At 45.9% G+C, this 11,833-nt stretch carries 10 protein-coding genes; 4 read left to right on the top strand and 6 right to left on the bottom strand.

Annotated features, from left to right (window positions below):
- Position 1: 1 nt before the first annotated feature.
- A complete protein-coding gene (gene rsmH, locus J1C91_RS02525) occupies positions 2 to 952 on the bottom strand; it encodes a 16S rRNA (cytosine(1402)-N(4))-methyltransferase RsmH (protein ID WP_125439269.1) in 951 nt (316 codons plus the stop codon).
- A gap of 200 nt (positions 953 to 1,152) precedes the next feature.
- On the opposite strand from rsmH, the gene J1C91_RS02520 reads away from it, so the two are divergent.
- Genes J1C91_RS02520 through J1C91_RS02505 form a run of 4 tightly spaced genes read left to right on the top strand, consistent with a single transcriptional unit; the run spans position 1,153 to position 2,693 of the window.
- Positions 1,153 to 1,368 carry a helix-turn-helix transcriptional regulator gene (locus J1C91_RS02520; RefSeq protein ID WP_002893537.1) on the top strand — a complete coding sequence of 72 codons (216 nt, stop codon included), beginning with the start codon at positions 1,153 to 1,155 and terminating at the stop codon, positions 1,366 to 1,368.
- A 47-nt stretch (positions 1,369 to 1,415) separates the two neighbouring features.
- The gene (locus tag J1C91_RS02515) at positions 1,416 to 1,946 is read left to right on the top strand and encodes a DUF3278 domain-containing protein (protein ID WP_125439271.1); all 531 of its coding nucleotides are present in this window, start codon (positions 1,416 to 1,418) and stop codon (positions 1,944 to 1,946) included.
- 31 nt (positions 1,947 to 1,977) lie between these two features.
- Complete coding sequence (locus J1C91_RS02510) at positions 1,978 to 2,520, top strand: DUF3278 domain-containing protein (protein ID WP_125439273.1); 543 nt, start codon at positions 1,978 to 1,980, stop codon at positions 2,518 to 2,520.
- Positions 2,517 to 2,693 carry a hypothetical protein gene (locus J1C91_RS02505; protein WP_125439275.1) on the top strand — a complete coding sequence of 59 codons (177 nt, stop codon included), beginning with the start codon at positions 2,517 to 2,519 and terminating at the stop codon, positions 2,691 to 2,693. The genes J1C91_RS02510 and J1C91_RS02505 overlap by 4 nt, the downstream gene beginning before the upstream one ends.
- A 56-nt stretch (positions 2,694 to 2,749) precedes the next feature.
- On the opposite strand, the gene J1C91_RS02500 is transcribed toward J1C91_RS02505, so the two are convergent.
- From J1C91_RS02500 to J1C91_RS02480, 5 genes are all read right to left on the bottom strand, one after another.
- A complete protein-coding gene (locus J1C91_RS02500) occupies positions 2,750 to 3,007 on the bottom strand; it encodes a DUF896 family protein (RefSeq protein ID WP_125439277.1) in 258 nt (85 codons plus the stop codon).
- Between the two features lie 20 nt (positions 3,008 to 3,027).
- Positions 3,028 to 5,067 (bottom strand): glycine--tRNA ligase subunit beta, encoded by a 2,040-nt coding sequence (gene glyS / locus J1C91_RS02495; RefSeq protein ID WP_125439279.1) that lies wholly within the window; start codon positions 5,065 to 5,067, stop codon positions 3,028 to 3,030.
- A 2-nt stretch (positions 5,068 to 5,069) separates the two neighbouring features.
- Entirely contained in the window at positions 5,070 to 5,987 is a 918-nt protein-coding gene (gene glyQ / locus J1C91_RS02490; protein WP_002908958.1) for a glycine--tRNA ligase subunit alpha, read from the bottom strand.
- Positions 5,988 to 6,185: 198 nt separating this feature from the next.
- Positions 6,186 to 6,947 (bottom strand): hypothetical protein, encoded by a 762-nt coding sequence (locus tag J1C91_RS02485; protein WP_002908957.1) that lies wholly within the window; start codon positions 6,945 to 6,947, stop codon positions 6,186 to 6,188.
- Positions 6,948 to 7,260: 313 nt separating this feature from the next.
- A complete protein-coding gene (locus J1C91_RS02480; RefSeq protein WP_125439281.1) occupies positions 7,261 to 11,781 on the bottom strand; it encodes a S8 family serine peptidase in 4,521 nt (1,506 codons plus the stop codon).
- Positions 11,782 to 11,833 lie beyond the last annotated feature (52 nt).

Genomic DNA, 11,833 nt, shown 5'->3' with positions numbered 1-11,833 from the left:
CTCACTTGTGTATCTTACGGGCCACGCGCAGCTTAGCGGAATGAGCCCGGTTATTGCTTTCTAATTCTTCTTTGCTTGGTAAAATTGGTTTGCGGCTGACCAGCTCCAGCTTAGGCTGCAGTTCATCAGGGATAAAGGGCAGGCCCTTGGGAACATCCACTGTTGACGCTTCCTTGAAAAGCTGCTTGGTCAGACGGTCTTCCAGTGAATGAAAGGTAATGACCGCAATCCGGCCGTCTACCGCAAGCAGATCAATGGCCTGCTGAATAGACTCATCCGCCGCTCCCAGCTCATCATTGACCTCAATCCGAATGGCCTGAAAAATCTGCTTGGCTGGATGGCCTTTCTTCTTCAGCTCCTTAGCTGGCTTAGCTGACTTGATAATTTCAGCCAGTTCTGTCGTTGTTTCAATAGGCTTGATACTTCTAGCCTGCTCAATCTTGCGAGCAATCTGCTTAGAAAACTTGTCTTCGCCATATTTAAAAAAGATTCGTACCAAATCCTGATAGCTATAATGATTGACAACCTCAAAAGCTGTCAAGGCAGCCTCGCGGTTCATGCGCATATCCAAAGGCGCATCCTGTTTATAGGAAAAACCACGCTCACGCTGATCCAGCTGAGGGCTGGAAACGCCTAAGTCATAACAAATCCCATCAATTTCTTCCACATCGGCTTCTTGCAAACGGCTCTTGAGGTGGCGGAAATTGTCCTTGATAAAAGTCACCATCCCCCGCTCTACATAAGGAGCCAGGCGCTTTTTAGCATTGTCAATAGCTGTCTGGTCCTGATCAAAGGCATAAAGATGCCCCTCATCCCCGAGCTGGCTCAAAAGATATTCGCTGTGACCAGCACCCCCAAGGGTCGCATCGACATAGATGCCGTCAGGCTTAACAGCCAGCTGGTCAACCGTTTCATGAAGAAGAACCGTAATGTGATGAAATTCGTTTGTCATATCTTACTTATTATATCACATTCAAAAGCAAAAAAAAATTTAAAAGAAAAAGTAAGCGGATGAAATCCTTTTTAAAATTTTTTGTCAGATATACTTGACACTTTTTCCGAAAAGTATTATACTAGCATAAAATAAAAGTCAAATATAACTGACAAACTTACTGAAAGTTATTAGTTATAGTATTAGAAAGGAAGGGTGTAATGAATCGTGTCAAAGAATTTCGAAAAGAAAAAAAGATGTCTCAGCTAGAGTTGGCCAAGTCTATCGGGGTATCGCGGCAAACTATCAATATGATTGAAAACAACAAATACAACCCTACCCTCGAGCTCTGTATCAATCTGGCTAGAGCGCTGGATACTGACCTCAACGCCCTCTTTTGGGAACCCCAGCTGACAGATGAAGATTCAAATGACTAAGAGTTTTTCCCTGAAGCAACATTCATACCTAAAGAAAGGAAACAAACATGAAAAAAGAAACATTCTCAGACAAGATGATTAAACGATTTTACGGCATTACCGGACCTTTGGACGAGCAAAAACGCCAACAGGCTGAACATCTAGGAAATATAGGCTTTATTTGGCTTTTCTTGATTTTGCAAGTTGGTAATTTCCTAGCTTTCATGCTAGCCGATATCTATCCAGGATTAGATGCTCGAATTTACCCCATTATTATAGAGCTTCTTACCTTTATAATAGCTGGCATCATTTACTTCAGGTCTGAGAAAGAGCACCTGGCAGATTTGGATTTGGAACTCATGAGTGAAAAAGAAAGGCGCAAGCTTCAATATCCTGGTCTTAAGATTGCTCTCTTCGTTGGGTTGACTTTCCATCCTATCTTTAGCCTTGTAGAGGCAGTCACTCTCAAGCAAGACTTTTTCACTCTCTTTTTAAAAGCTGATCGAATCCTGAAAACAGCCTTGGTCGCTAGCATTTTAGGTGTTTTTATCAGCTTTTACTTCAAATCACGCAAACACCATACTGAACAGAGCGAATAATCCCTTGACCTAAGCTAGAAAGGACACAAACATGAAAAAAGAAACATTCTCAGACAAGATGATTAAACGATTTTACGGCATTACCGGACCTTTGGACGAGCAAAAGCGCCAACAGGCTGAACACTTAGGAAATATAGGCTTTATTTGGCTTTTCTTTATTCTGATTTTTGGCAATGCCATCGCCTTTCCCCTAGCCTTTCGCTGGCCCAAAATTATCGCTCTTGCCTATCCTATCCTGCTGGAAATCCTTATCCTCGGCTTCTGTGTCTATATAATCATCCAAGCACGGCGCAAAGGAATTGATGATCTAGAGCTAGGACTTCAGGATGAAAAAGAAGAAAAAGCTATGAAACATGCTGGTCTCAAAGCAGGCTTCTCCTATTGGCTGCTCTTTTACCCTCTCTTCGGCATCATGATAGCTGTCATGGAAAAGAAAGATATCCTACAAGTTTTGCTTCAGCCTAAACTTATTATAACTGGATTAGCCGCAGGTCTTGGATTTGGACTGATTATGCATTTCATTGCCAAAGGAAAGATTCGTCAAGCACAAAAAAAGGAGGAAGATGACCTATGAGACTTAATCTCAAAGAAAAAATGGATCTAGGGATTCTGTCCCTCATTATCGCTATCGCTGCTTACTTCTTTTTCCGTATCACGGAGCCTTGGATTTTCTGGCTGGATGTAGCAATCATTGTTAGCTGCACCTATATGGCTCTCCGCATTTTGAAAAAACGTAAACAAGAATAAAAGAACCCCTCGACAGGAACTTTCTAGCTTCCTAGCGAGGGATTTTTTATATTTACTTAAGACTCTGGGTCATCCAGACTGCGGCCATGAAGACCTTTCTCGCGCTGAACTTGACGCAACTTCTCAGGTGTCACATCATTGCCTTCCTCGTCAACAATCTTAATACCTTCGATGTGATGGCGAACAGAGCGACGGTAACCTTCGATATACTCTTCACGAAGCTTGGCCTGCTCTACCTTTTCTTCACCAGTCAGACCGACGGTTTTTTTCTTTTTAGCCAGTTCATTAATACGGGCAATTTTTTTAGGATCCATGATTCTACCTCTCTTACCTTTTATTTGGTATTAATCTGATTAAACTGGGCCAGCTGTCCCGCCTTAGCCGTCAAAGAAGCTAGGAGAGCTAGGCGGTTGCTGCGCACAGCCTCATCTTCTGCCATGACCATGGTATGGTCAAAGAAAGCGTCAATAACTGGACTGAGAGCAAAGAGTTGGTCCAGATTGGCAGCTAAGTCTGCCGTCAGCTCCACTGCTTCAATAGCAGCTGCCAAGTCTTTTTCCTCTTGATTTTCAAAGAGTGCTGGATTGACAGCTGTCTGCCCTTGGGCTTTTTCAGCTAGATTAAAGACCCGAGACAGGCTTTCGACTGCTGACTTGAAGTTGTCTTCCTGAGCTTTTTCTGCTAGAAGCGCTGCTGTTTCTACCAAATCGCGTACGACAAAGTGAGTGCTTTGAAGAACAGACGTAACAATGTCTTTCGGAATGCTGCGATCCATCATTTTCTCAACACGGGCACGGAAGAAGTCCAGCACCGCCTCTTGATTGTCATAGCTTAAGCTATCAAACTTGAGTTCGTAAAGTCGACCAAGAAGCTGAGCCAAGTCAATGTTCCAGCCAAACTTATCCAAGATACGCACGACACCCTGAGTCGCACGGCGCAGTGCATACGGGTCATTGGAACCGCTCGGAATCAAGCCAACTGAGAAGAAAGACAGAATGGTGTCCAACTTATCGGCCAGCGCCAAGACCGCACCAACCTTAGTCTCAGGCAATTCGCCATCGGCTGAAGTCGGCATATAGTGCTCCCGAATGGCAGCTGCCACTGCAGCATTCTCACCAGCCAGAAGAGCATACTTCTCACCCATGATACCTTGCAACTCATCAAATTCCCCAACCATACCAGTCAGCAAGTCAAACTTATAAATAGCCGCTGCACAAGCCAAGTCAGCTGTCTCATCAGCATCCAATCCTGCTTCTTGCGCCAAGAGAGCAGCAATCTTGCCAGTCCGCTCCATGTGCTCTGCTAGAGAGCCAATCTTTTCGTGGAAGGTCACATTGCTCAGCTTTTCAACCAAGTCGGCAATAGCCAGTTTTTGGTCTTCCCGCCAGAAGAATTCCCCATCTTCCAGACGAGCCACCAAGACTTTCTCATTTCCCTTGATGACATTTTCCAAGTGCTCTGCATTTCCATTGCGGACAGAGATGAAGTGCGGCAAAAGTTTGCCTTCAGCATCGCGCACAACAAAATAACGCTGGTGCTCTTTCATGGAAGTCACCAGCACTTCCTCAGGCACATCTAAATATTTGGCATCAAAATTACCCAAGAAAGCAGTTGGATATTCTACCAGATTCAACACTTCATTGAGCAGGTCTTCGTCAATCTCGATAGAAACCCCGTGCTCCTCTTCCAGTGCTCGAATCTGCTCAACAATCATATCTCCCCGCTCAAGAGGACTGGCAATGACAAACTGAGCCCGTAGGTCATCTTCATAGGAATCCGCTGAAACAATCTCCGTTTCTTGCCCCAAGAAACGGTGTCCTCGGCTCGTACGGCCGCTCTTGATATCCAAGAAATCCAAATCAAAGGCCTGCTCATCTAGGAGCACAGTCAAGGTGTGGACTGGGCGGATGTATTCAAAGGTATTGTTGGCCCAGTGCATGCTGACAGGGAAGGTCAGAGCTTGCAGAACTTCTGTCACTGCTGGGATGATTTCCTCTACCGGGCGGCCGACCTCTTCCTTGGTCACATAGACGTATTCTTCACCCTTGATTTCACGGAAAGTAATATCCTCAACCGTCAAGCCCTTGCCACGAACAAAGCCTTCTGCAGCCTTGGTGAAGTTCCCATCTGAATCCAGAGCAATTTTCTTAGAAGGGCCTTTGAAATCTTCGGTCAAATCAGACTGCTTGTCCGCCAAGCCAACTACGCGCACCGCCAAACGACGCGGTGTGGAGAACATTTCAATTTTCTCAAAGGTCAGACGATGGTCTGTCAGGAAAGCCCCCATCTTGTCGCGCAACTGCTTCATGCTCGGTGTCACGACATAGGCTGGCATTTCCTCCAAGCCTAATTCAACTAATAAATTTTTTACCATAATTATTCTCCCTCCTCTGCCAAGAGTTTCTCGCGAGTCTCTGCATCCAAAAGTGGGTAGCCCAGACGCTTGCGCTCAGCCACAAAGGTCTTAGCCACAACACGAGCCAGATTACGAATACGGGCGATATAGCCAGCCCGCTCTGTCACAGATACGGCACCACGCGCATCCAAGAGGTTAAAGGTATGCGAGCATTTGAGAACATAGTCATAGGCGGGGTGCACCAGATGCTCGTCCAGACAGCGCTTAGCTTCCGCTTCAAACTTCTCAAAATTCCCCAAGAGCAAGTCTTGGTCGCTGACCTCAAAGCTGTACTTGGAATGTTCATACTCAGGATGCGTGAAAATTTCGCCGTACTTAACGCCATCAGCCCACTCAATGTCGTAAACTGAGTCCACTTCTTGGATATAAGAAGCCAGACGCTCCAGGCCATAAGTCACCTCAGCTGTCACCGGTTGAGTTGACAGACCTCCGACCTGCTGGAAGTAAGTGAACTGAGTGATTTCCATACCATCCAGCCAGACTTCCCAGCCCAGACCAGCCGAGCCAGTTGACGGATTTTCCCAGTTATCCTCAACAAAGCGGATATCGTGCTCCAGCGGATTGATACCCAAGAGCTCCAAAGACTGCAAGTAAAGTTCTTGGATATTGCTTGGAGATGGCTTCATAACCACCTGAAATTGATGGTGCTGGTAAAGACGGTTGGGATTTTCCCCATAACGACCATCTGCCGGCCGGCGAGATGGCTCTACATAGGCCGCATTCCACGGCTCTGGCCCAATAGCCCGCAGGAAGGTGTAGGGACTCATCGTTCCCGCCCCCTTCTCATTATCATAAGCCTGCATGAGCATACAGCCCTGATCATTCCAGAACTGCTGTAAAGTCAAGATAATTTCTTGAAATGTTAACTTTTTAGACATTTTTTACTCCTTTTGTTTCTTGAGATCCTTGCGAAGCGTTCAAAAGGGAACGATTATTTCCCTTTTGAAAAGCTAGTACATCGCCTAGACAAACCGCCCATAGCGGTTGTCGTTAGTCAATCGAACCTTTAGGTTCGCAATTGACTTTGGCGAGGTGAAAGGTAAGTTTCTTGGACATTTTTTACTCCTTTAGTTTGTTTATATCTCTTTGTCTATTATTTTCTGCTGTATGAACCAATCCAACAAGGGAAGTGTTTTATCTGTATTTGCCCACCGATGATAAGAATCAAAGACCGCTTGCACACTGCCTAGATTTTCTACTAGCTTGTCGACTGTCAAAAAACTGCGCCAGTATTCATAAAAAATACTAGCATAATTCCCTTGATAAGTCGAAGTGCCGAAATCATTCAATGAGTGCCAACCGTGCTTTTTCTGAAAGAGCTTTACGAGAGACTGATTACAAGCTTTTTCTGCTCGAAATTCCTCATCTGTAAAGAAATACTTGCGGCTAATATACTCAACCATCCCTTCTTCAAACCAGATATAGGCACCGTATCCATCAAAATCATCTGAAAAATGTTCTGACCAATGAGCCAACTCATGGCCCACAATCTGTAAGAGAGAATTTTCAGACAAAGACTGATAATGGCTTTCTATTGCTCGAGTTTGGTGAGAGGTCTCGTAATTCTCCAACTGAAGGAGATACACATCTTTCCAAACCGTCAATTCGGGAGTCATAACCATCCGCCTATCATTTGTATAGGCTGGTACAGGAATTTCCCGAATGATCTGCGTAGCAGAATCAAAATCGGACCAAATGATGGCTTGCGGCAAGTCATAAACCGCAAACTCGTCTTTTAAAAATGTTAGATAAGCCTGCAACTTTGCGGAATTCTTTGCGACGAAATCTCGAAAAGCTGCTAATTGGTTCTCGTCTTTTACAAGATAAAGGTTCTCCACGAATCTCCTTTCTTTCGAACAATAGACTCAGTACGCAAAAGAACCACATCCGACACTCCTAGGCTATTTCACCTAGGGGCGTCAAGACGCGGTTCCACCCTAATTTATTACTTCATTACTTTAAAAATTATAACCGAAAGCGCCATCTGCACTGCTTCCCTATCCGGCTCACACTATCCCGAACTCGCTAAAAAGTAGACAATGAGAATTCTTTCTAAAAAAGATTATAGCAGAAAATAGGGCCAATGTAAAATACTTATCGAAAAATCCCTCAAGTTTCAACTTAAGGGATTTTAACTGACTTGAAAACCAATTAGACTTGTTTAGGTTTTTTCGGTTTTACTACTCTTGGCTTTCTGCCATCAAGCTTTCTCTTGGCTGCTCTGAGATTGGCAATGGCTTCTTTGACATCTTCCTGGCTGGCACCTGGATTAGCCAAAACTTCCTTAGCCTGTGCATAAGCTTCTAGATAAGCCGCCTTAACTGCGTCAGTCGCATAGATAAACTTATTGCTGATGGCTTGGTAATGTACCTCATCATCGACTAGCTTCTTGAGATTAGTAAAGTTAGTCGCCTTGCCATCCAACTTCTTCTCTGCTGTAGTCAGCTGAGCTAGGGCTGTATCGATTTGCTCCTGGGTCACCTTGTCCTGCACCAAGAGCAGAGCCACTGCTTGGAAGGCCTTATCATAAGCACGGCGAGTTCTATCCTTAGCATTGGCATAAGCACCTGTCTTAGTGGTAGCTGCATAAGCTTCTACAGCCGCCTTAACCGCAGCAATATCAGAGTCCTTGCCGTCTAAATTAGTAGATGCTGTTTCTAGTTTTGCTCTTACGGCATCAACTTGCGCTTGGGTCAGTTTACTTGTCAAAGCTTCCTTGGCTGCCTGATATGCTTGGTCATAGGCTGTGCGCTTCGCTGCAGAAGCATTGTAATACTGAGCAGTGCCGACCAGACTAGACTGCTGATTGACAGCCGCCAGCAAGCCTGACTTGACGATAACTCCCAGCTTGAGCAGGTTATTCTTACCCTCTTTGACCTCAACAGTCGGCTCATTTTCCCAGAGCTCGTAACCCGTCGGCAGGTTGACAAAGACAGAGTAGAATCCAGCTGCTACAGATCTTCCAAAGGCATGCTTGCCAAACAGTTCTGCTGGAAGCGTATAGGCATCGCCATTGTTATTCTTGAGAACCACTTGAGTATTCTTCGGAACAGCTTGATCAAAGGCAACGCTGACCGGTGCAAAGACCAACTTCTTGACTAGAAACTCAATCGTCTTAAAGCTATCTTGGGCTGTCAGCTCAAACTCCTGAGTCAGATCGCTGTAGAAACGAAGCCCATCCTTATCATAAGTAAAGATCTCTGCTGTATAGCGGCCAAATGGCAGAGCGTTGATTTGCTTGCCCTTGTCCAGTTCGACATACTTGCCCTTGCTATCCTTGATTCGATAGACAAAGGTCGACGATACATCCTGACGCGTATTGGCATCCACCAGAGCAACACGGATACGACCATCATTTTCAGCACTTACTAGCTCTGACAAAGCTATGGCATCACGGTTACCCGCATAGTCCTCTACCACATAGAAAATCTTAGACTTGTCCACTCCTTTTGGCAAGGTGTAGCTACCATCCGCATTGGCTGAGATGTAAACTCGACGCTCGTAATCACGCTCAATGCCAAAATCATCTACGGCTTTATAAGTCTCTTTCCCTTTTTCATCTGCTTGCAGATAGAAGACCTGTTCTCTCAAAATACCGCCGTTGCCGACATCTTTTGGCTTGCGAGCCGTAAAGGTTTCTGCGCCATCCTTGGTACTGATATAGCCTGAACTAATCAAAGGTTTCTGCGTATCGATCTGCAGCTTAAAGCTAATCTGCTGCTCTTTAGCACCTGGTACATCTGGCGTATAGCGAACCACATAGGTATAGAGGCCATCTTCCAACTTCTCACCCTTGCTATCACGACCATCCCAGTATGTATCTTCCAGTAGGTAGGACTTAGGATTGTCTGACTGACCACTATAGTAGTTCTTGCGGCCTTCTCTAATCGTGCTGCTCTGCCAGATTGGGAAGCGATAGTCCTTATCATCTGCCGTATAGACACTAGCTGTCAGATTATTGATATTGCGATAGAGAACTGTCCGATACTGGATGCTGTCCTGATTGCCATCACCATTAGGTGAGAAGGCCAGACGAATCTTGCCATCCGCTCCCAGCTGCAGCACATGCTTACCATCCGCATTTTCTGCAGTTCCCAGTACAATTGAGCTGCGGGCAGCTGTTCCACCGGTAGAGTAGAGGGTATCATTTGACTCCGTCACAAGGGAAGAGACATTGTCATCAGACAGGATACTCTTGTCTTTTGGCACTGGGTAATAGAAGCCTGACTTGCCTTCTTGGACTAGATCATAGATTGGTCTTTCTACAGCTGGAAGATCTTGGAATTGCCCACGGAAGCCCATAAATGGCAGACTAATCACATCGCCGTCATCCGCTGGATCCACAAAGCGGACAAAGCCTTCTAAGAAATAGCCATTCGGCATCTGCTTGATCAACTCTTCCGCAAACTTAGCAGTATTTACCTTGACCGTCACTTTCTGGCTGCTGTGAGCCTTGACCGTAACTTCTGGCCAAACCGTTTCAGTTAGTTTGCGCGGTGTCAGAGTAAAGTAGCCATCCTTGACCGCATCCGTATTAGTATTGACAATCATCTTCAGGGTCCGGTCCTTATCCGTGATATTATGAACCGTAACATCAAAGGTGAAGCTGTCTTGGACATTGCCCAAGGAAACGCTAGGATATTGATTATCCCCTGTCACATAGAGGCCGGTAGAAATAGCCGCTGCCGTATCTACGATACCAGCTCCCTGCTGACGCGGAGAGGTGTAGACACCAGTTTCCTTATTGACGTGCAGCTTGGCTGTTGACATGATGAGGGCTTTGACTAAGTCTGCATTCTGGGCAGGTGTTAAGTCTGGATAGTGCTGAAGGAGATATTCCTTGACCAGAGCCGCCACACCAGCCACATGAGGCGTAGCCATACTGGTTCCCTTCATAGAGCCATAGGTATTGTCATTAAGCGAAGAGTAAATATCGCCACCTGGTGCTGTCACATCTGGCTTGAGCAAACCATCTGTCGTTACGCCCCAACTAGAGAAGTCAGACAGACTACCTGCTCCTGGATGCGGCCGATTGACCTTAAGACCATTAAAGACCACCTTGTAATTACCAGCTGCCAAAGCCTCTCCATATTCCTTACTGATAAAGGCTGACGGAACCTTTTTAGATTCACTGTCTAGGCTCATCGTTAGGTTAGCTCCGTCAACATTATTGTAGATCAGAGCACCAACAGCACCATGGCTGATAGCATTTCTAACCTTTTCAGCAAAGGTAAAGGAACCACGCTGGATAAGAGCCAGCTTACCTGTCAGATCCTTACCAGCAAAGTCCTCTTCACGGCCAAGACCAACATGGACATACTCATATTCCTTGCCCTTTTCAAAGGTTGCATTTGTCTCACCCATGGAGTAGCTGAAATGACCGTTCAAAAGCTTATCATTCTTTTCCAGACCACGCACTTCCATGACTTCCTCTGTCAGAACAGTGTTATTGACAGAGGCGACTGAGATAGAGCTTTCTACTGTTGAAGGACTGTCAACTAGACCATAGTCTGGATTTTCAACTAGCGGTTTAGAGTAGCCGCTGCCAAAGGTATTGTCATTACCCGCCGCAATGATCACACTCACCCCCTTGGCCCGAGCGCGCTCAATAGCCGCCTGCAGACTAGGGCTGACATCAACCGTTGAACCTGTTGCTGAGCCTAGACTCATATTGATGGTATCAGCTCCCAAAGCTACTGCATCATCAATAGCTTTGATATAGATAGCGTCGCTAGTTGTGCGTTGACGGTCTGAGAATACCCTCATAAACATAACTTGCGCTTCCGGTGCAACACCGTAGACATACTCATCATTAGGAGCTTTCTTGTTGGGATTTCCCACTGAAATCCCTGTTACGTGCATACCATGCGAGTAACTGTTCTTTTCCTTGATATTGTCATCACCGTCGATATAGTTATAGGCATAGACAACCTTGCTGTTGTACCACTTCCCGTAGTCAATACCAGCCTTTTTCTTAGCTTCTTCCAGAGCTGCCTCTGTCTGATACTTGGCCTTTGACGGGTCAGAAATCTTCAAAACCTCATGATGGACATCCAGACCTGAGTCGATAATCGCTACCAGCCGGCCTTGACCTTTATAGCCCTGAGACCAGGTCTGAGGAACCTTGATAATCTCATTGGTACTGATGCTGCTTGGTTTAGCATCCCGAGAAGTTGGTGACTCTGCTACTGCATCAGGATTAGCAGCAGGCTTGTCTGAGTTTACGGCTGCCGGAGACTCTACAGTCGGACTAGCTGTAGCTGTCGGCTTGGACTCTGCGGCAGATGGTTGAGTTACCTTCTCAGCACTTGAAGAAGCCTCTTCCGATGAAGAAGTCGCTCCTTTCTCTACAGGATCTGCAGCTGCTTCCTTAGCCTCTGCCGTAGAAGGCTGGCTCGCCTGCTCTGTACTTGAAGCTACCGATTCAGAAGAAGCTGGTGCTGCTTTCTCCACAGCAGCTGGAGTTGCCGGCTGACTCTCAGGTCTAGCTGCTTGAGAAGCGGACTCAGTCGCTGATACCACAGCGGCAGTCGGCTGACCTTGCCCTGACGAACTAACTGTCGCCTGCTCATCCGCCTGAGCCTGTCCAGCACCAAAAACCAGAGCAGTTCCTAGCAGAACAGAAGCCAAACCGAACTTGTATTTACGGAGTGAAAAACGTTGTCTTTGCATAGAAGTCTCCTTATCTTTATTTATAAACCATATTATAATAAAAATTTTCTGA

The sequence above is a fragment of the Streptococcus sanguinis genome, from assembly GCF_050222175.1.
Lineage (GTDB): Bacteria > Bacillota > Bacilli > Lactobacillales > Streptococcaceae > Streptococcus > Streptococcus sanguinis_M.
This window is presented reverse-complemented; position numbering and strand designations above follow the sequence as displayed.